This window comes from Pseudenhygromyxa sp. WMMC2535 (assembly GCF_011083025.2).
Genome location: NZ_JABJWV010000001.1, coordinates 2058973 through 2077854 on the forward strand (window position 1 = coordinate 2058973; position 18882 = coordinate 2077854).

The 18882-nt window shown below is 70.7% G+C and carries 19 protein-coding genes; 9 read left to right on the top strand and 10 right to left on the bottom strand.

Going from position 1 to position 18882, the window contains the following annotated elements:
* The first annotated feature begins 139 nt into the window (after positions 1–139).
* The gene (locus G6O69_RS07735) at positions 140–1165 is read left to right on the top strand and encodes a hypothetical protein (RefSeq protein ID WP_172302882.1); all 1026 of its coding nucleotides are present in this window, start codon (positions 140–142) and stop codon (positions 1163–1165) included.
* 108 nt (positions 1166–1273) lie between these two features.
* On the opposite strand, the gene G6O69_RS07740 is transcribed toward G6O69_RS07735, so the two are convergent.
* The 4 genes from G6O69_RS07740 to G6O69_RS07755 form a co-directional block, all read right to left on the bottom strand.
* On the bottom strand, positions 1274–2071 hold the full coding sequence (locus G6O69_RS07740; protein ID WP_172302883.1) for a hypothetical protein: 798 nt from the start codon (positions 2069–2071) through the stop codon (positions 1274–1276).
* 139 nt (positions 2072–2210) lie between these two features.
* Entirely contained in the window at positions 2211–3986 is a 1776-nt protein-coding gene (rpoD, locus tag G6O69_RS07745; protein WP_172302884.1) for an RNA polymerase sigma factor RpoD, read from the bottom strand.
* Between the two features lie 52 nt (positions 3987–4038).
* Positions 4039–5979, bottom strand: a complete 1941-nt coding sequence (gene dnaG / locus G6O69_RS07750) for a DNA primase (RefSeq protein WP_172302885.1) — start codon at positions 5977–5979, stop codon at positions 4039–4041.
* Positions 5980–6000: 21 nt separating this feature from the next.
* Positions 6001–6372 (bottom strand): hypothetical protein, encoded by a 372-nt coding sequence (locus tag G6O69_RS07755; protein WP_176396701.1) that lies wholly within the window; start codon positions 6370–6372, stop codon positions 6001–6003.
* A 139-nt stretch (positions 6373–6511) separates the two neighbouring features.
* Here G6O69_RS07755 and mrtZ point away from each other — a divergent pair, with 139 nt between their 5' ends.
* The 4 genes from mrtZ (at position 6512) to G6O69_RS07775 (ending at position 9472) form a co-directional block, all read left to right on the top strand.
* On the top strand, positions 6512–7387 hold the full coding sequence (gene mrtZ, locus G6O69_RS07760; RefSeq protein ID WP_172302887.1) for a myxosortase MrtZ: 876 nt from the start codon (positions 6512–6514) through the stop codon (positions 7385–7387).
* Positions 7384–8196, top strand: coding sequence for an HAD family hydrolase (locus G6O69_RS07765; RefSeq protein WP_172302888.1), 813 nt, complete (start codon positions 7384–7386; stop codon positions 8194–8196). Before mrtZ ends, G6O69_RS07765 begins: the two co-directional genes overlap by 4 nt.
* Complete coding sequence (gene nadC / locus G6O69_RS07770; protein ID WP_172302889.1) at positions 8193–9062, top strand: carboxylating nicotinate-nucleotide diphosphorylase; 870 nt, start codon at positions 8193–8195, stop codon at positions 9060–9062. Before G6O69_RS07765 ends, nadC begins: the two co-directional genes overlap by 4 nt.
* A 65-nt stretch (positions 9063–9127) precedes the next feature.
* Positions 9128–9472: a hypothetical protein gene (locus tag G6O69_RS07775; RefSeq protein WP_176396702.1), complete on the top strand. Its 345-nt coding sequence runs from the start codon at positions 9128–9130 to the stop codon at positions 9470–9472.
* 8 nt (positions 9473–9480) lie between these two features.
* Here the strand turns inward: G6O69_RS07775 and G6O69_RS07780 are convergent, their stop codons facing one another.
* The 6 genes from G6O69_RS07780 to G6O69_RS07805 all read right to left on the bottom strand — a co-directional run bounded on the left by G6O69_RS07780 (position 9481) and on the right by G6O69_RS07805 (position 15512).
* Positions 9481–10914 carry a zinc ribbon domain-containing protein gene (locus G6O69_RS07780; RefSeq protein ID WP_172302891.1) on the bottom strand — a complete coding sequence of 478 codons (1434 nt, stop codon included), beginning with the start codon at positions 10912–10914 and terminating at the stop codon, positions 9481–9483.
* Positions 10915–10920: 6 nt separating this feature from the next.
* Positions 10921–11601, bottom strand: a complete 681-nt coding sequence (locus tag G6O69_RS07785) for an AgmX/PglI C-terminal domain-containing protein (RefSeq protein ID WP_172302892.1) — start codon at positions 11599–11601, stop codon at positions 10921–10923.
* Between the two features lie 46 nt (positions 11602–11647).
* On the bottom strand, positions 11648–12664 hold the full coding sequence (locus G6O69_RS07790) for a diacylglycerol kinase family protein (protein WP_172302893.1): 1017 nt from the start codon (positions 12662–12664) through the stop codon (positions 11648–11650).
* 107 nt (positions 12665–12771) lie between these two features.
* Positions 12772–13614: a hypothetical protein gene (locus G6O69_RS07795; RefSeq protein ID WP_172302894.1), complete on the bottom strand. Its 843-nt coding sequence runs from the start codon at positions 13612–13614 to the stop codon at positions 12772–12774.
* 262 nt (positions 13615–13876) lie between these two features.
* Positions 13877–14203: an MGMT family protein gene (locus G6O69_RS07800; protein WP_172308169.1), complete on the bottom strand. Its 327-nt coding sequence runs from the start codon at positions 14201–14203 to the stop codon at positions 13877–13879.
* A 64-nt stretch (positions 14204–14267) separates the two neighbouring features.
* Positions 14268–15512 carry an aminotransferase class I/II-fold pyridoxal phosphate-dependent enzyme gene (locus G6O69_RS07805; RefSeq protein ID WP_172302895.1) on the bottom strand — a complete coding sequence of 415 codons (1245 nt, stop codon included), beginning with the start codon at positions 15510–15512 and terminating at the stop codon, positions 14268–14270.
* 91 nt (positions 15513–15603) lie between these two features.
* Between G6O69_RS07805 and G6O69_RS07810 the strand changes: the two genes are divergently transcribed.
* From G6O69_RS07810 to G6O69_RS07825, 4 genes are read left to right on the top strand one after another with little or no spacing between them, the layout of a single operon-like run.
* On the top strand, positions 15604–16881 hold the full coding sequence (locus G6O69_RS07810) for a DUF2332 family protein (protein WP_172302896.1): 1278 nt from the start codon (positions 15604–15606) through the stop codon (positions 16879–16881).
* A complete protein-coding gene (locus tag G6O69_RS07815; RefSeq protein ID WP_172302897.1) occupies positions 16878–17888 on the top strand; it encodes a hypothetical protein in 1011 nt (336 codons plus the stop codon). Before G6O69_RS07810 ends, G6O69_RS07815 begins: the two co-directional genes overlap by 4 nt.
* Positions 17876–18586 (top strand): tetratricopeptide repeat protein, encoded by a 711-nt coding sequence (locus tag G6O69_RS07820; protein ID WP_172302898.1) that lies wholly within the window; start codon positions 17876–17878, stop codon positions 18584–18586. Before G6O69_RS07815 ends, G6O69_RS07820 begins: the two co-directional genes overlap by 13 nt.
* Positions 18583–18879, top strand: a complete 297-nt coding sequence (locus G6O69_RS07825; protein WP_172302899.1) for a hypothetical protein — start codon at positions 18583–18585, stop codon at positions 18877–18879. The genes G6O69_RS07820 and G6O69_RS07825 overlap by 4 nt, the downstream gene beginning before the upstream one ends.
* The last annotated feature ends 3 nt before the right edge of the window (positions 18880–18882 follow it).

An 18882-nucleotide genomic window follows, 5' to 3' on the forward strand; every position in this document is an offset into this window, starting at 1 on the left:
ACGGATCCACTCGCAGGCCGCCGAGGAGTCCTAGCCGACGTCCTCGACCAGGGAGCGGCTGATCCGGATCAGCTTGGGTTCACGGCGCCGCGACCCCTTACCAGGAGGACGAGCCAGCGAGCGGGTGTACCATGAGCAGGTGCGCCACCTGCCGGGAGTGACCTTGGTCCTCGGACTCTCCCTGGCGGCGGCAGCCTGCCCGGCGAGGGAGCACGCGCCCGAGGTCGCCGCGGCACGAGAGACTCCGGCCCGCGATCCCTCGGCGGTTCAGCCCGCCGAGGCTGGCGAGGTGGCGCACTGGCCCAACGTCGATACGCAGCCCGAGCCCCTCGATCACGTGGTCGTCGCCGGCGACACCGTGCTCCATGCGAGCCCCAGGGGAGCCGAGGTCGCCCGGCTCCCCCGCGGGCGCCCGCTCGGCCTCCGGGTTCTCTCCGAGCGCGAAGGGTGGATCGTTGCGACGCCTTCTCACGAGTCGTGCGTGACGCGAAATACTCTCTTTCGCCACGTCGAGCTCGAGCTCGCCGTGCCCGTCGCTGCGCTGGTCCCCGTCTCTCTCGAGCGCCTCGACCTGAGCTTCGCCGACGCGACGCGCCTGACCATCGCTCGCGGCGCGCCCCTGCATGCCCTCGGTGATCAGCGCTTCGAGCTGCGCAGCGCGGACTTCAGCGTCGAGCTGGAGCTCCCCGGTGGGCGCACCGGCGCCCGACATCACCCCGGGACGGTCCACTCGGGGCACAAGCCCCGCGCGGGCTTTGCCTGGGACTGGCGTGACCCGCTCGCGCTGGTCGTCGGCGAGGCCCGCCTGCATCCAGTCGACGAAGACCAGACGCTCCGCGTCGAGCTCGTCGACGAAACAGCGCGTCTCGTCCGCAGCGCTCGGGCTTGCGTCGATGTCGAGGCGCGGGTGGTCGGCGAGGGGGAGCTCCCCCCGCGGACACCGCTCTCACCGCCGCCTGGAGCGAGCCGCGAGCGCCTCCCGCCCGGGACGGCGCTCTACTGGCCGACGGGAGAGGTCGCGGGACGCCTGCGGGCGAGCGTCGAGGTCTCTCGCGTCGAGGGCTCGACGGCCGCGGAGACCGGGCGCTGCTACGCCTTCGACCCTTTGACCTTGTGCACTCGCGGACCGAGCGAACCGAGCTCGAAGCGGGTCGGCTCGCAGTGAGCCTCGCGGTCGGCCCAACTCGCCGCGCTCGTCTCGGATGTACACACCATCGAGAAGGCGAGCGGCCCCGCAGCCGACGCGACCCGGGGCTCGCTCAGGGCGCCCTGCTCAGGGCGTCTTCTTCAGCGCCTCGTGGCAGGTCGCGCAGGTCGTCAGCAGCTCGCCGTAGACCTCCCCGGGGATCGCCGAGGCGTCCGGGACGTCGCGGGCGTCACTGCCCAGGGCGTGGACGCGCGTCGCCAGCGCCTCGATCTCCTTGGGGACCGACTGACCGGGGGCCAGGTTCTTGGGACCCAGCGGCTCCTGAGCCAGGGCCTCTGCGCCGGCGACCCAGGCTTCCTTGGACGGACCCATCAGGCCCTGCCAGAGCGCGTCGACGGCCCACTGGTGCGTGGCCATGTGCGCCTTGACGTCGCCGGAGGCGTCGCCGGCCGGGGGCTCGCCGACGTCGATCTCGGGCCCGCCGATGGCCGTGTGACAGGCGGCGCAGCTTTGAGCCATGACGACGAAGGATCCCGCGGCCTTGGCCACGTCCTCGGCGCTCCCCAGCGCCTGAGCAGCCTCGCGCATCTTTGCGACGTGCGGCTTCCAGGCCTCGGGGTGCTCGACCTCTGCCTGGTGCTCGGCCATCCACTTCGCGGGCTCTCGGGCCTTCTCGAGGTCTCCGGCGATCAGCGCGAGCTTGATCTCTTCGGCCTTGGCGAAGTGGTCCTTCATGTGGGCCGCGGTGGTCGGCGACTCGTTGGCGTCGCCGCCCTCCACCCCCGGAGCCTCGCTCTCGGGGCCGTCGGCCTTCTCGGCTTTCTCGTCCGCTGTCTTCTCGGGCTCGACCTTCTCGCCCTCGGTCTTGGACGGACAGGCCGTCAGCAGCAGGGCGAGGAGCGATGGGGTGAACTTGCTCGACATCGCGGTACGGTACCAACACGCCCGATCGAGGACCGCGAAAACTCAGCGTTCCATGGAGCGAAGAGCTCTCAGCAAGAGAAAAGGCGCGACCGCTGCGGTCGCGCCTCTTCGCTTTGCGCTCGGCGGCCTCGCCCCGCGCTCAGGAGCTCTCGACGAAGGCCTTGAGCCGCTTGCTGCGGCTCGGGTGCCGGAGCTTGCGCAGCGCCTTGGCCTCGATCTGACGGATCCGCTCGCGGGTCACCGAGAAGTCCTGGCCGACCTCCTCGAGGGTGTGGTCCGAGGTCTCGCCGATGCCGAAGCGCATGCGCAGGACCTTCTCCTCGCGCGGCGTGAGCGTGGCGAGCACGCGGCGGGTCTGGTCGGCGAGGTTGAGGTTGACCACGACCTCGGCCGGGCTGACCGCGTTCTTGTCCTCGATGAAGTCGCCGAGGTGGGAGTCCTCCTCCTCGCCGATCGGGGTCTCGAGCGAGATCGGCTCCTTGGCGATCTTCAGGACCTTGCGGACCTTGTCGAGGGGCAGCTCCATCTTCTCGGCGATCTCTTCGGGCGTGGGCTCGCGGCCGAGCTCCTGGACCAGGGAGCGGCTGGTCCGGATCAGCTTGTTGATGGTCTCGATCATGTGGACCGGGATGCGGATCGTCCGCGCCTGGTCGGCGATCGCCCGGGTGATCGCCTGACGGATCCACCACGTGGCGTAGGTCGAGAACTTGTAGCCGCGCTTGTACTCGAACTTGTCCACGGCCTTCATCAGGCCGATGTTGCCCTCCTGGATCAGGTCGAGGAACTGCAGGCCGCGGTTCGTGTACTTCTTGGCGATCGAGACGACGAGACGGAGGTTGGCCTCGACGAGCTCGGCCTTGGCCTTCTCGGCCTGACGCTTGGCTCGCATCAGCTCGCCGTGCAGGTCCATGAGCGCGACGGAGCCCATGGCGGTCTCCTGCTCGATCTGGCGGATGCGCTTGGTCGCGAGCTTGATCCGCGCCTCGATCTCGTGGAGCTCCGAGGGGTGCAGGCCGAGGCGGCGGCAGAGCTTGAACTCTTCCTCCTCGGACAGGCGCACGTCGGTGAACAGCTTGCGCAGCTCGCCGAGCTCCATGCCCGCCCGCTTCTCGCACATCGTGAGGTCCTGGCCGGCCTTGTTGAGCCGGTCGACCAGCAAGCTGAGCTCCTCGACCATGCCGTCGATCGGCTTGCGGCCCAGGAACATCTCGCGGATCGCCTCGCAGATCGCGACCTCGTGATCCACGACCTGCTGCTCCACGGTCTTGCCGCGCTCGCGCGTGGGCTTGTCCGGGGTCGCGGCCTGGGCCGTGAGCAGCTTCTCGATGTCCTTTTGGTGGCGCCGGATCTTCTCGAGCTGGCGCTGCATGTTCTCGAACGCCGCCTCCTGATTGACCGGCGTGTCGTCCTTGGTGTTCGGGCCGTCGTTGGGCGTGGCGATCTGGACGATGTCCTTGATCCGCATCTGCCCGCGCTTGACCTTGTCGAACAGGTCCTGGACGTAGGGCACGGCGACCGGGCTGCGCAGCACGATGTCGAGCATCTCGAGCTCGCCTTGTTCGATGCGCTTGGCGATCTCGACCTCACCTTCGCGAGTCAGCAGCGAGACCGAGCCCATCTTGCGCAGGTACATGCGCACGGGGTCGTTGGTCCGCGTGTTGTCCGAGTCCTCGCGCTCGCGCTTGCGCTTGCTGGTCTTGCTGCGCTTGCTGCTGGCCGTCTCGGTGATCACGTCGACCCCCTGATCCTCGAGCAAGGTCTTCCACTCCCCGATGTCCTTGGGGTCGACGACGTCGGGAGGCAGCAGCTCGCGCAGCTCCTCGACGGTGATCTTGCCCTTCTTTTTTCCGAAGGCCACAACGGCCTTCTTGATCTTCTCGATCTTCTCGACATCTGCGGGGTTGTTGGCGGACATGTCGCTGATGTGCCTCTCGCTTCTCGAAGTGAAGTCAGACCAGGGGAAGTTACTAGTGCCTACGCATGGCGGCTTCTAGCCGTAACTTGCGGTGGCTGGCGTCCATGCGCTCGACGGTGAGGTCGCGGACAGCGTCTTCATCGCCGCTGGCGCGAGCCTCGCGGATGCGTTGCTCGAGGGTATGGACCTCATGTGTGAGCTGGTCACGCTCGCACAGGATCAAGCCGTGCTCCAGGACAGCGTGGGGATCTTCGACCTCGAGGTAGCCGTGGCCGAAGATCTCTGCGTGGAGCATGCGGTGTTGGGTGGGATCGACGAGCTCGAGGAGCTCGCCCTCGCTGGGGATCTTTTCGCCTTGTAGCGCCGCTCGGATCACCCGGGCGACGATGGGGCGAAGGCGCTGGTCCGTGACGCGCTCGAGGACACCCTCGCGCTCGGCGACGCGAGCGAGGTCCGGCCGATCCACCAAGAGGGCCGTGACGCTCGCCTGTCCGCTCGGCAAGGGCTGGACCGGGACCGGGCGCATGGCCGCGGAGTGTGGCATACCCGCAGGAAATTGCGAGTCTTCGGCGCCGTGTTGACCCAGAAGCTCGGGGGGGGGCGACATCCACGGTGGCGGATCCGCCTGGATCTCCGGCTCGACCTGCGGACCGTGGCTAGATGCCCCACCTCCTCCACCCCCGACCGCGGACCAGACCCGACGGGCGGGGACGTCGAGGAGCTCGGCAGCCAAATTGCAATAGTCGCCGCGGGCGTCTCGGCCCCGAACGGCGCGCAGCAGCGGGACAAGCGCTCGCAGAGCCCGAGCGCGGGACTCGATCGACTGCCTCGCCCCCTTGGCGACCATGCGCCGCATCAGCCACTCGATCCCCGAGCCGGGCGCCCTCAAGAAGTTCGCGAGCTGCTCGGCCTCGAGGCTGTCGGGATCCTCACCGTCGGGGAGCGCGGCCACGCGGACGTCCATGCCGACCTCGAGCAACAAGGGCATGGCTGCGTACGCCGCCTTGACGCCGGCGCGGTCTCCATCGAAGCAAAGCACGATCTGATTTGTGAAGCGTGCGAGCATTTCGCACTGCGGCTTGGTCAGCGCCGTACCGAGGGGCGCCACCGTTTCGGTGTAGCCGCGCTGATGCATCGAGACCACGTCTATCTGGCCCTCGACGAGGATTCCTCGCTCTTTGGCACGCATGGCCGACCCCGCGGCGTGCATCCCAAACAACGTTCGGGACTTTTTGTAGAGCACCGACTCGGGAGAGTTGACGTACTTGGGCGCCTTTTGGCCGTCCGCACCTTCGGCGAAGCGCGGCAGCACCCGACCGGAGAAGCCGAGCACCCGACCGCCGGGTTGGATGATTGGAAACATCAGCCGCCCGCGAAAGCGATCGAAGACTCGACCGCTGCGCTCGCTGCGGGCGACCAAGCCCAGTGACTCGGCCACCGCGATGGGGAGATCTCGCCGCTCGAGCTCGCGTACCAGGGTGTCCCAGCCAGCCTCCTCCGGCGCCGGCGCGTAGCCGATGCGGAAGGACTCGCCGATCTCCTCGTCGATGCCGCGCTGCGCTTGATACTCGCGGCCGGCCGCGCCGTGCTCCCCCGAGAGCAAGAGCTCGCGGTAGACCTCGGCCGCGGCGGCGTTGACCTGGTAGGCCTGCTCCCGCTCTCGCTCGCGCGCCTCGGCCCGGCGCAGGTCGCCCTCGCTCTGGTCCGGGAGCGCGACGCCAACGCGCGCGCCAAGGGTGCGCACGGCCGACAAGAAGCCCACGCCCTCGATCTTCTGCACGAAGTCGAAGACGTCGCCCCAGGCCCCGCAGCCAAAGCACTTGAAGCTGCGGCGCACGGGGTCGACGTAGAAGCTCGGAGTCTTCTCGTCGTGGAAGGGGCACAAGCCCTTGTACTGCTTGCCCGATCGCTTGAGGCCGACGTGACCACCGATCACGTCGACGATGTCCACGGACTCGCGGATGCGTTCGATGATCTGCTCGGGGATCGCCATACCGGGCCGACCCCCGGCAGGCTACAGCACGGCGGCGAGACGAGCCATGCGCCGCCGGAGGCTCTCGAGGGTCTCTGTGAGCATGTCGATCTGATCGAGGACGCTCAAGTCCGTAGCCAGTTCCTGGACCACGTTGCGGTCGAGCGCGTCGCCCTCGAGCACGTCCAGGGTCGAGACCAGATAGCGCTCGATACGCTCCATGGACAGGGCCGTCTCGCGCAGATCGTCGTCGATGAAGAGCAGCAGGTTCTCGACGTGCTTGACCCGCGAGAGCGCCGGATTCGGCGTGTAGCTCTGGCTGGCGCGGTCCATCAGCCGATCACGAGCACGTGCGCGGCGGCCGCTACCGCGGCGATCGGTGGAGGTGCCGGTGGTCGGGTTTGGTTGGACCATGCTTCAGCCCTGGCATGGCCAGATCACGAGCACAAATTTTCGACAACCCTGAGGATGCGCAGCTAACGCACTCGTGACGCGAGGTGACGGCGGCGCGCCCGACTTTCCCGCCATGGCACCCTCGGGTAATGGAAGGCGCGTGAGCACCACCGAGCAGCCCGATCGGCCGGACCAGCCCGAGCAGCTCACCCCCGCGCAGGCCCGCAGCCTGGCGCGCCGGGCGGTGCTCGTCACCGCCGCCCTCTACCTGGGCTACGGCGCGCTGCGCCAGGTGCCCTGGCCCCCGGTGATCGCCGAGTCCATCGGCGTGGTGCTGATCGCGGGCTTTTACCTGCTGCCCGGGACCATGCTCCGTGACCGGCCGACCCTGGCTCAGCGCTGGCAGGTCGGGCCCGACATGCCGATCCCCCCGTGGCGACGCAGCGGCTGGGTGTGGGCCGCGATCGCGGCGGCGCTGATCTTCCCGATCTTCGCCCTGGGCACCTGGACGTTCTACTGGCGGGTCTGCCAGGGCGACCTCAGCCTGCTCTCCCCGGTGATCGCCGTCGAGGCGCATACGCCAGGCGCCGGCGGCCTCGAGGCCTTCTTGGCTCGCCAGTGCCGCCACCACCCGGGGGGCTTTTGGCCGCGGGGTCTCTACGTCCCCCTGGAGTGGACCGAGTACTACGGCTTGGGCTTCGTCCGCGCCCTGGCCGTGGGCCTGTTCGCCGTCGCCTTGCCCGAGGAGGTCTTCCACCGCGGCTACCTGATGAGCGCCCTCGAGCAGCGCTTCCCCGCCAAGCGCGAGCTCCTCGGCGTCCCCTTCGGCTGGGCTGCGGTGATCTCCAGCGCGCTCTTTGCCCTCGGCCACCTCGTGACCGTGCCGAACACCGCTCGCCTGGCGACCTTCTTCCCCGCCCTCGTGTTTGCCTGGTTGTGGCGTCGCAGCGGCAGCTTGTGGGCGCCAGCGCTCTTTCACGTCGCCTCCAACCTGTTGATGGACATGCTGCTCGCGAGTACCTTCCCGCCAAGGTGAGTCAGGTCCAAGATGGCGGCGGTGAGCGGGGTCAGGTAGCGGCGTTCTTCGACGTCGATCACACGCTGATCGCCTGTAATTCGGCCCGCAAGTGGGTCGAGCACCTGTGGCGCAACGACCAGATCTCCGTGGCCGCGGCCCTGCGCTCGGTCTGGTGGCTGGTCAAGTACCGCATGAGCATCCTCGACTACGAGCAGGTCACCGCCGAGGTCGTGCGCGAGTACGCCGGCCGCGACGTGCTCGAGCTCGCCGCCGAGGTCGAGCGCTGGTTTCACCAGGACATCGAGCCCGAGATCTGCGTCGAGGGCATCGCCCAGATCGCCTGGCACCGCGAGCGCGGCCACATGCTGGCGATGCTGACCTCGGGCACCACCTTCTCCGTGGAGCCGCTGCGCAAGATGCTCGCCATCCCCCACCTGATCTGCACCGAGGTCGAGGTCGTCGACGGCAAGCTCACCGGTCGCCACGTCGAGCCGAGCTGCTTCGGCCCCGGCAAGCTGCTCGCCGCCGGGCGCTTCGCCGAGACCCACGGCATCGACCTCGACCGCTCTTACTTCTACACCGACAGCTTCTCCGACCTCCCGATGCTCGAGCGCGTCGGCGAGCCGCGGGTCATCAACCCCGACCCCCGGCTGCGGCGCTGGGCCACGCAGCACCGGCTCCCCGTCGAGCTGTGGCGCCCCCAGGGGCGGCCCGGGCCCATGCAGGCCGACACCAAACAGACCGCCCCTCCCCAGGCCGACGCTCCCCAGGCCTCCAACCAGACGGCGAGCCAGTCCAACTCGGCCCCCGTCGAGGTCCAGCCATGAGCAGCAGCCTCGACATCGCCGAGCTCGGCGCCATCGACACGATCATCGACGCCGCCATCGCCGAGGACCTCGCCGCTGGCGACCTGACCGGGCGGCTCACGGTCCCCCCGGGCACCGCGGCCCGCGGGCGGATCATCGCCAAGCAGGACCTGGTGTTCTGCGCCGGCCCGGTCGCTCAGCGCAGCTTCGCCCGCGTCGATCCCCAGCTCTCGATCGCGCTGCGCGCTCGAGAGGGCGCCAGCGTCCGCGCCGGCGACGAGCTCATCGCGCTCGCCGGCGACGCCCGGGCGCTGCTCGCTGGCGAGCGCACGGCCCTCAACCTCCTCGGCCGCGCCTGCGCCGTGGCCACGCTGACCCGCCGCTACGTCGACGCCGCCGGCGAGGGCATCCGCGTGGTCGACACGCGCAAGACCATGCCCGGCCTGCGCGCCCTCGACCGCTACGCCGTGCGCTGCGGCGGCGGCCACAACCACCGCAACGACCTCGGCTCCGGCGTGCTCATCAAGGAGAACCACATCCGCTGCGCCGGCTCCGTGCGCGCCGCCGTCGCGGCCGCCAAGGCCAACGCCCCGCACAGCGTGCGGGTCGAGTGCGAGGTCGAGACCCTCGACGAGCTGCGCGAGGCCATCGCCGCCGGAGCCGACGCCGCCCTGCTCGACAACATGAGCGACGCGACCTTGCGCGAGGCCGTGGCCATCGCTGGTCCCAAGGGCGAGCGACGCGTCCTGCTCGAGGTCAGCGGCGGCGTCACCCTCGAGCGCCTGCCCAGCCTCGCGGGCATGGGCCTCGATCTCGTCAGCGTCGGCGCCCTGACCCACTCGGCACCCAGCGTCGACATCTCGCTGCTCTTCGAAGTCGGCGGCTGAGCGCGCGGCTTGGCACGGCGCGCTACCGCCAAGGCGCGCTCGAGCTGCGCTACAACGAAGTCGTCATGCGAGCGCGCCGAGCGACGACACCCGCGGAGCCCCGGTCCCACCGGCGCCCGGCAATGGGCGCCCTCGCGGCCACGCTCGCGCTGCTCGGGCTCTCGGCCTGCGGGAGCACGAGCGCGTCCACTTGCCACGAGCGGGCCATCGCCGCCCTCGGCTGCTGCCCCTTTTGCGAGAGCGACTGCAAGCTCTCTCCCGACCTGCTCGAGGACGAACAAGCCTGCATCGAGCACTTCGAGGCCGGGCTCGGCCAGCTCGATGACACGGCCGAGCCCGAGGACGAAGACGGACACGAGCACGGCGACGACACGCCGCCGGATCAGCCGCGCGAGCAGGACCCGCTGTAGCGCAGGGCTCAGGGTTGCTCGCCGATGACGGTCACCAGCTCGCCGTCGTCGATCCCCCGGACCTCCACGACGTGGCTCCGACCCACCAGCACGTAGCCCTCCCCCGCCCACACCCCCAGCACGAGCTCTGCCCCGAGCGCCACCCGCCAGCGCGCGCTCCCGTCCGCGAGCGCCCAAGCCCCCAGCCACAGCGCGCCGGCCTGATCTTCCCACGCGGCCAGGACCAGCTCCCCGCCAGCGAGCGTCCCCGCCACCGGCCAGCTCTTCGCCCCCTCGATCCCCTCGTCGGTCCAACGCAGCAGCGCGGGCTTCAGCCGCAGCCGTGATCCGCTCCCCTCGGGCGGCGAGAACCCAAGCAGCCGCGGGGTCGCCTGCGCGTCGTCGCTGCGCACGAAGAGCGCCCCGCCAGCCCCGCCAGGGTCGAGCAGCGCCCGGGTCACGACCGTGCCCTCGCGCAGCTCCCCCCGCAGGCGCCCGACGTCCACCCAGCTGGGATCCAGGCTGTCGCCCTGCTCGGGCTCACACCCCGCGGGCGCCGCCGCGGCCCGCGACAGCGCACCGCTGTGGGGATCCAGCAGCTGGTGCCCACGACCCTCGACGCGGACGTAGACCTGCGTGGGCGAGACGCCGCACAGATAGGCGAGGTCCCGGCCGAGCTCGACCGCCCGCACCCGCTCCGCGCTCTCGCGGCCGTGCACGAAGAGGGTGCGCCCCGTGGACGCCCCAACCACGACGAAGTCCCCCGCGAGGGCGAAGCGCACGTGCTCGAGGCCCTCGGGCCCGTCGCTGAGCGGGCCGATCCGCCACAGCCGGCGGCCGTCGGCGAGGGCGTAGGCGTCGACGAAGAGCAGGTCCTCGCCCTCGCGGCGCACCCTCGCGACCACCGCGGGCTCGCCGGCGATGGTCGTGAGCAAGGGCGGCCCGCCCCAGGGGTCGACGCCGTCCTGACTCAGGCGATCCCGCAGTTCTTCGATGGCCTCGCGCTCGTCCTCGCCGAGGAAGGGGAGGTCGTCGAGATCGACGATGCCCCCGGCCACCAGGGCCGCGATGACGCTCGCTAGGGTCGCCACGAACACGAACAGCTCGATGGTCGCGAGGAAGATCCGGCGCAGGACGCTGCGCTCGCTTCGACGCTCGCGCCTGCGCGCCCGCCGACGCGCGCGCCTGCTCGGGGGCTCGCCGGCCGCGGCCGCGTTCTCCTGGGCGAGCTCCTCGGCCAGCTCGGCGCGGGTCAGCTCGAGCTCGAGCTTGGTCTCGTCGAGCGCGGCGATCGCCGCGAGCAAGGCCGCGCGATCGAGGGCCGCGCCGGCGCTCGTCTTGGCCCCGCCGGCGCCCTCGGGGGCGAAGCGAGCGCCGCAGTACTCGCAGCGCTGCTCGCCACGGGGATCCCGAGGCGGGAGCTCGGCCCCGCAGCTGGGGCACTCGAAGCAGATGAGATTCATAGACTCTCAGCCCTCGCCCGTGGGGCTGAAGACGAAAGGATAGGTCACCACGGCCCGGCCGTCGGCCGTCGGCGCGGGGAACTGTGCGGACAACACCGCCGCCAGGGTGCAGCGGCGCACGGCCGGCGCGTCCAGGCTCGAGGATCCCTCGACGACCTCGGCGGTCTCGGCGAAGCCCCCGAGGCCCTCGGCCGCGACGAGTTCGAAGCGCACGGTCAGCTTGCCCGCCAGCGTGGGCTGCTCGGCGAGGGCGCGCTCGTAGCAGCCCTTAACCTTCGCCGCGAGGCGAGCTGCGATCGCATCGCGGACGTAGGCCTTGCTCAGCGCCGGCAGCGACGCGGCGCTGTCCTGCGAGGGCGCGGGATCCTGGGCGCTGCGCGGCTCGAGCCCGTGGCGCTCGTCGAGCGCGGTCCAGATCTCGGCGCGCCTGGCCGAGCGCGCGACGTCGAGATCCGTCGTGGGCAGCTCGAGGGCCGGCGCGTCGGCGGCCGGCTCCTCCTGGATGACCTGCGGCAGCTCGGTCCCCGGCGACGACTCGACCTCCAGCGGCACGCCAACCGCGGAGGGCTCCGGGACCTCGGGCGACATCGAGCGCGCCCCCAGGTACATGGCGACGCCGACGGCGATCCCCACGTTGAGCAACAAGCTCACGGCGACGAACACCCCGCGGTTGTTCTTCTCACTCACGCTTCATGTCTAACAAGAAACGTGGCGACGCAGGCGACAATGCCCCTCAGGCCAGGCACAGGCGCAGGCCCGCCTCGATGACCTCGAAGCTCGCCGGCAGCCGCCCGGGCTGCTCGCCGTCGAGGTCGATGAGCACCTCGGCGTCGTCGAGGGCCTCGATCACCACCCGCCGCGCGGGCTGGGTGGCGATCCCCCGGTAGCCGATGTGCCGGCCCTTGAAGCTGCGCCCCAGCGCGCCGACGAGCTGCTTGCGCGAGAAGGCCTCGAGCAGCACCGCCTCGAGCTCGCCGTCGGTGATCGCCGCCGTGGGACAGGCCCACATGCCCGCGCCGAAGAACTGGCCGTTGCCCAGGCACAGCAAGGTCAGCTCGAGCTCGCGCGCCGGCTGGTCGTCGATCTGCAGGCGGACCGGGAGGTTGCGCCAGCGCGAGATCGCCTTGAGCGCCGCGCTGAGGTAGGCCGCCGTGCTGCCCAGCGGGCGCCCGGACTGGTTGACGATCGCGTCGACCAGCCCCGAGATCCCCACGCTGACCATGTTGAGGAAGGGCCGCGTGCGCGCGATCCCCTGGTGATCCACGAAGCGCGCGAGGCCGTAGTCGACCTGGCGCAGCGGCGCCGCGGCCATGCGCTCGACCTGGCGCAGCGGTGGGAGCGAGCCGAACATGCGCTGAAAGTCGCCGCCGGTGCCGTTGGCGACCACGCCCAGGGCCGCCTCGGGGAAGGCGTTGCGCCCCGTCTTCGGGTCGAGGAAGCCGCCGAAGACCTCGTTGTTGGTCCCGTCGCCCCCGACCGAGACGACCAGCTGGGCGCCGGCGCCGAGGACCTCGCGGGCCAGCGCCGAGGCGTGGCCCGGGGCCTCGGTCATGCGGACCTCGAGCTCGGGCCAGGTCCCGCGCAGAGCGGCCTCGATCTTTGGCCAGCGCTTGCCGCCGGCGCCGTTGGAGGCGCGCGGGTTGACGATCGCGACCGCGTGCTCGATCCCGCTGGCCGCCGCGGGCTCGACCTCGGCGCTCGGCTCATCGAAACCCAGGTCCAGCTCCAGAGACTGCGCTGCTCGCGGCACGCCAAACGCTACCCGAGGGCGCCCGCGGGCACCAAATACAAAAGGGAGGCCCCGCGGGACCTCCCTCGAACACGGCTCGGCGGCTCGCCGAGGACCGTGGGCAATCGCTACTGGCAGGTCGAGCCGACCAGCATGCCGCTGTCGAGGACGAACTCACCCGCGACACAGGTGTCGCCGGCGCAGTCGTCGTCGGAGTTGCACTGGCCGCAGGCGCCGACCTCGGCCAGGCCCATGATGTCGATGGTCGAGCAGATGCCGCTCGCGCAGGCGTTGTCGCCGTTGCCCTCGAGGTTGCAAAAGGCGTCCTGCTCGAGGGTGCCGGGGTCGATGCAGTCGTTGACGCCCGAGAACTCCTCGACGCTGACCAGCGGCGCGCAGATCTGGTCGTCGGTGCACATGTCGTCCGTCTCGCAGTTGCCGCAGGTGTTGATCTGGATCAGGCCGAGCAGGTCGAGCACGTTGCCGCAGGTCAGGCCGTCCTCGCAGACGTCGCTGCTCTCGCAGCCGCCGCCCAGCTCACCCATGTTGCACGTGGAGCCGTTGGACTCGAAGGGGTTGGGCGCGGTGCAGCCACCAGCGTCGCAGTCGGCGTCCTCGTTGCACTCACCGCACTGGCCGCCCAGGAAGGGGACCACGTAACAGTTGGCCGACATGCACTCGCCGTCCGAGGTGCAGGCGGCACCGTTGGGCAGGTCGCCAGCGGTCTCCTCCGTGGTGTCGGTCTCGCCGACGTCGGTCTCACCCTCGGTCGTGGTGCCGGTCTCACCGTCGTCGGAGCCGGTCTCCGTCTCGGTGCCGCTGTCGGACTCGGTGGTGTCTTCGGTGCCGGAGGCCTCGTCGTCGTCGCCGACGTCGTCGTCGCCGCTGCTGTCACCACAGGCGGTGATCGACAGGGTCAGTCCCAGGCAGGCAAAAAGGGTAAGGGCGTAGTTGGAAAGCTTGTTGGTCACGGCGAAAATTTCTCCTCACGCCAGATGAACTGGACGCATGGTGTGTCTACTGCGGGATGGGCCCCGAGGTCGAGAGTTTTACAAATGAGGCGTCATTGCGTGCTTCGCGTAGCACCACGCCGCTCGGATACGCCGTTTTTCGGCGTTTTCTTGGCTCCTGGTGGCACTCTCCGATCCCGCGCCGCAGCTCGCACTCACTCCAGTGACGACCTTCGATTGCATGAATCGTGAGGATACGTGCATATGCCGCTCATCGTTCGGCTCAGCCTGGTCCTTCGAACAGTCCAAAGCGTCGAAGATCCACGCGCCCGCTCGCTCGAAACTCGACACCCTCCGCCTCCAACAAGCGACGCTGACGACGGCCAGCTGCTCCCTCGAGGCTGATGCGACCGCCTGCCCCGAGGACCCGCTGCCACGGCAGATCGTGGCCAGGAGGGAGCTGAGAGAGGATCCGGCCGACTTGCCGAGCACAGCCAGGATAGCCCGCGAGCGCCGCGAGCTGGCCATAGGCGACGACGCGTCCGCGAGGGATCCCCGCGAGCGCCTCCAAGATCGCCGCCCGCCGAGCGCCCGGATCCTCGGGCGAAATTTCGTGGCCGGACTGACCGCGGTGGTTGGTCGCAGCCCGCCCTGGCTTGGGCCTCGCCAAGGTCTCAGCGCCCCGTCAGATCGTCGAGGGTCGCCGAGAAGTTGGCGAGGGCCTCGGCGAGGGCCTCGGTCGGGAGGTTGAAGCTCACGCGGACCATGCCCGGGGCCTCGAAGAGGGTCCCCGGCACCACCTGCGTGTCGTAGCCCTGGCGCAGGTGATCGGCGAAGACCTGGTCCTGCATGAGATCCGGCAGGCGGATCAGCCCGGTCTGGCCGGCGGAGGGCGGCACCCAGCCCACGCGCGGCTCGCTGGCGATCCACGCGTCGATCTGCGCCCGAGAGCGTGCGATCACCGCGGCCGCCTGGGCCTCGAGGGCCTCGGCCCGGCGCATGACCACGGCGGCCATCGCCAGCGCGGGCAGGGGCGGATCCACGTGGAGGTAGTGGCTGGCCAGGCGCAGCGCTTGAGCCGCGTCGCGGTCTCGGGTCACGGCCCAGCCAGCGCGCAGGGCCGCGAAGCCAAAGCACTTGGTGGTCGAGGACCAGCTCAGGCCGTTGTCGATGGCCAGCGCGGCGGGCAGCCATGGGCGCGGCTCGGGGCCGCTCGTTGCGTCCTCGCCCTCGCCCTCGCCCTCACCGTGCCGACCGAAGTCGAAGTCGAGGTAGACCTCGTCGACGAGGATCATCGCGCCGACCCGCGCCGCCATCTCGCCCACGGCCTCGAGGGTCTCGCGGCGCATCGCCACGCCCGAGGGGTTGTGCAGGCTCGAGAGGATGACCGCGCGGGTCTTGGGGGTCAGCAGCCGAGCGAGGCGATCCGGGAGCGGCTCCCAGCCCTCCTCGAACCTGCGCTCGAGCCTCGACACGCTCAGGCCCAACATCTCGGGGATGCGGTGCAGCGGCTCGTAGGTGGGGCGTTCGACGATCACGTGGTCCCCGGGCCGGGCGAGACCCAAGAGCACCTGGGTGATCGCTCCGCTCGCGCCCAGGGTCGGGACCACGCACTCGGGGTCGAGGCCGTAGCGCGCCCCGATGATCCCGCAGAAGTCCGCGACGATCTCCGCCCGGCGATCGCGTCGGCACAAGTCAGCGAGCTCGAGGCCGAGGGCGTCGAGGGTGAAGGCGCCCACTTGGGGGTGGGCCTCGGGGCCGGCGTCGGCCTCCTCACCCGCGGGCGCGACAGCGCGCATGGCCAGTGGGCCCGACCCGCAGCTGTCGGGCACGCCGCTGGCGGTGAGATCCCAGCGCGCGCCACTGGGCACCGTCTGGGCCCAGGCCAGGTACTCGACAGGTCGCAGGCGGCCCTTCACGGCCGCGGAATCGTTTCAGAACTCGCCCCACCCCGCAAGGGCGAGGCGCCAACCTTGGGCTGGAGCCCCGTTTGATGGTAGATGGGTGAGCATGCCAGCGCGTCCGGCGTGGAGTCGTCACCGGCAAAACCTGGCCGTGCAGGCCAGCATGGTCCGCGGCTACTCGCAGCTGACGGCCGCGATGCTCAATCAGGCCGTGCAGTGGTTCTCGGACCCCGACGCGGCCGGACGCGAGCTCGGGGGCGTCGAAGCGGTGATGGAAGTCTGCGATCGCATCGCGGCCCTGCTCGATGCCGACCAGGCCGACGGCGGTGAGACCGGGTGGATCAACGACCTCGATCCAGCCCTGCGGCTCAACGCCGCCCTGCACTGGTACGTGCTCACCAACGACCCGCGCGTCGCCGAGCTTCGCCCCTACTACAAGACCGTGCCCGAGGGCGAAGGCCCCGAGGCTCGAGATCCCCGGGACGAGGAGTTTGGCCACCACCTGCTGCGCGCGGTCTCGGCCCTGGGCGGCGACCTCTTCGAGCGCGCGGCCAACTGGCGGGCGATCAGCAACGAGACCTCCCGCGGCCTCGCGTGGCTGCTGCCGGCCGTGATGCTCGAGGTCGAGGCCGCCCACCTGATCGAGTTCGGCTGCAACGCTGGGCTCAACCTCTACGCGGAGCAGCGCCGCTACGACCTGGCCTGGGGCGCCCGCGAGCGCCTGCGCCTGGGCCGGGCCAAGCGCGATCAATTTCTGATCTTGTGCAGCGGTCCCAAGCCCGACTTCGCTTCCTTTAGTGAAGAGACCTGCTCGGGCCCGGAGATCCTCAGCCGCGTCGGCGGCGACCCGGAGCCCTTCGACCCCGAGGTGCCCGGCGCGGAGGAGCGCCTCGAGGCCTCGGTCTGGGGCGACCACCGCCGCCGCCTCGACCGGCTGCGCGAGGCCGTCGACATCCACGAGCGCGCCAGGGAGGCCAAGATCGCCAAGGCCGAGCTGCGCGGCCTCGACTTCCCCGCGGAGGTCACCGACTTCCTGACCCGGGCCGTGCCCGCCACGCCCGAGGCCCCGGTGATCTCCTACAACACCTACGTCACCGCGTACCTCAGCGACGTGCACCAGCGCGCGGCCGCCCGTGACATCCGGGCCTTCGCGCGCAACTGGAGCTTGCGTCACAAGCTGCCGTGGATGTGGGTGCGCTTCGAGCCGGCCCGGCCCGGCCAGCACGTGGCTCCGCACGCCGGCTGGTGCCGCTGGGTCGTCGAGCTCTTCAACGGCTCGTGGTCGAAGAAGGTCGAGCTCGGCTGGACCCACCCCTACCTGGTGCGCGCGGAATTCGGCCCGGGCTTGCTCGAGCTGCGCGCGATGCTCGAGGACCAGTCGTGAGCCAAGGGGCGAAGCAGCCCCGCTCGCTCCCCAGCCGACTCGGCCTGCTGCTCCTCCTGCTGCTCCCCCCCTTCGCGCTCGCGCCGCTCGCCGCCTGCGCCCCCGAGCCAGACGCCGTCGAGCTGCGCCTCTACCCCTGCGAGTTCGGCGGGCTCTCGCCGCGGGCCGTGACCGTCGAGATCACCGGCTACGACGCCGAGGGGGCCGAGGTCGAGCACCACGCGGCCAGCTTCGACGACATCGCCGCCGAGGTCTTCGACGACGGCTTCGCCACCGTCGGCTATCGCAGGGGCCCCGCCGTCGCCCGGGCCCGCGTCCGCGTCGGATGGTTCGAAGACGGCGAGGCCAAGGACATCGACGAGGCCCAGGCCTCCGCGATCTATGAGGACCTCGACGTCCCGGCCCTCGGCGAGGTGCTCGACGTCGGCGAGGTCCAAGACTGCGCCGGGCTGACCGCCGAGGGCGACGCGGGCTCCGAGTCCGGTGAAGACACGGGCTCGGACTCCAGCGAGTCCGACTCCGGCGAGTCCGACTCCGGCGAGTCCGACTCCGGCGAGTCCGACTCCGGCGAGAGCGAGTCCGACTCCGAGAGCGAGTCTGACTCCGAGACCGACTCGGGCTCCGAGACCGGGGGCGAGTGGACGCCCGGCAGCCCCTGCGAGGACGAGGGCAGCTACCTGTGCGCCCCCGCCATCGACGCCCAGGCTGGGACGGCCTACCAGTGCGCGAACGGGGAGATCAGCGCGCTCCCGCCCAGCGCCTTCTACGATTTTTGCGCAGACATCTGCGGCGACGCCGGGCCCCTGTCCGACTCGGCCTGCGCGGGCGTGGGCTTCCCCGCCATCTGCCTGTGCGCGCCCCCGGTCGTCGAGCCGTGCATGAGCGAGTCCAACCTCGGCTGCTTCGGCGAGGTGCTCCAGCTGTGCGCCGACGGCCAGGTCGGGAGCGCCTCTTGCCCGGAGGGGTGCAGCGAGACGCAGGAGGGCTACTTCGAGTGCATGTTCTGAGCGCCACGAGCTGCACGGCCTGGATCGTGGGCTTGGCCGTGGCGACCGCGTCCTCGCCCGCCGCCGCCAGCCCCTTTGCGATCCCCCCCTCGCTGCACGCAGCGAGCGAAGCCCCCGAGCCCGAGCCCGAGCCCGAGCCCGAGCTGGCAGAGGCCGTCGCCGAGAACCAAGCCGGCAGCGACGCCTACGCCCTGGGCAACTACGAGCAGGCCGTCACCCACTTCGAGCGCGCCTATCAGCTCAGCCACGAGCCGGCCCTGCTCTTCAACCTCGGCCAGGCCTACACCCGCTGGTACGACCTCTCCAACGCGCTCGAGCACCTCGAGAAGGCCCGCCGCCTCTACGAAAATTACGTGCTCAACATCGGCCACGCCGACCTCGACGAGGCTCAGGAGGCCCAGGCCCGCGTCGACGCCCAGCGGCGCATCGCCGAGGTCGACCGGCTGATCGCCCAGCACGAGCAAGCCTTCGCCCCCGCCCCCGCCCCCGCCACCACCGACGAGCCCGCGCCCGAGCCGGTCCACAAAAAAGCGTGGTTTTGGGTCGCGGTCATCGGCGGCGTGGCCGTCGTCGTCGGGGGCGTGACCGCGGGGGTGCTGCTCGCCAACCGCGATGAACCTTTCGAACCCGAGCTCGGGACCATCGGCGCTGGCCGCCGCGTGGGCCTGAGCCCCGGGGGATGGACGCTGCGTTTTTGAAGCCCTCCAGCCAAGACCTCCACCCCAAGACCGGCGCCCGCTTCGTGTTCGAGCGCGCCGCCGAGCCCTCGCCCGCTGGCGAGCCGCGCTACGCCCTGACGATCTACCTCCCCGCCGGCCGCGAGTGGTCTGGGGAGCTGAGCTGGGCCGAGGGCCACAGCCTGATCACCGACGAGCCCGACGCCAGCGCCGTCGACGAGGCCCTGGGTCTCGCCCTCGCCGAGGCCCACAAGCTCGCCAGGGTCCTGCGCCGAGACCCCAAGCCCAAGCTCGTCCGCTGGCGCGCGACCTGAGTC

Bases quoted from the DNA above. Each gene is read 5' to 3' on its own strand.
- G6O69_RS07740 (WP_172302883.1), bottom strand. From the start codon at position 2,071: ATGTCGAGCAAGTTCACCCCATCGCTCCTCGCCCTGCTGCTGACGGCC.
- dnaG (WP_172302885.1), bottom strand. From the start codon at position 5,979: ATGGCGATCCCCGAGCAGATCATCGAACGCATCCGCGAGTCCGTGGAC.
- G6O69_RS07775 (WP_176396702.1), top strand. From the start codon at position 9,128: ATGCGAGCGCGCCGAGCGACGACACCCGCGGAGCCCCGGTCCCACCGG.
- G6O69_RS07780 (WP_172302891.1), bottom strand. From the start codon at position 10,914: ATGAATCTCATCTGCTTCGAGTGCCCCAGCTGCGGGGCCGAGCTCCCG.
- G6O69_RS07810 (WP_172302896.1), top strand. From the start codon at position 15,604: ATGCCAGCGCGTCCGGCGTGGAGTCGTCACCGGCAAAACCTGGCCGTG.
- rpoD (WP_172302884.1), bottom strand. From the start codon at position 3,986: ATGTCCGCCAACAACCCCGCAGATGTCGAGAAGATCGAGAAGATCAAG.
- G6O69_RS07755 (WP_176396701.1), bottom strand. From the start codon at position 6,372: ATGGTCCAACCAAACCCGACCACCGGCACCTCCACCGATCGCCGCGGT.
- nadC (WP_172302889.1), top strand. From the start codon at position 8,193: ATGAGCAGCAGCCTCGACATCGCCGAGCTCGGCGCCATCGACACGATC.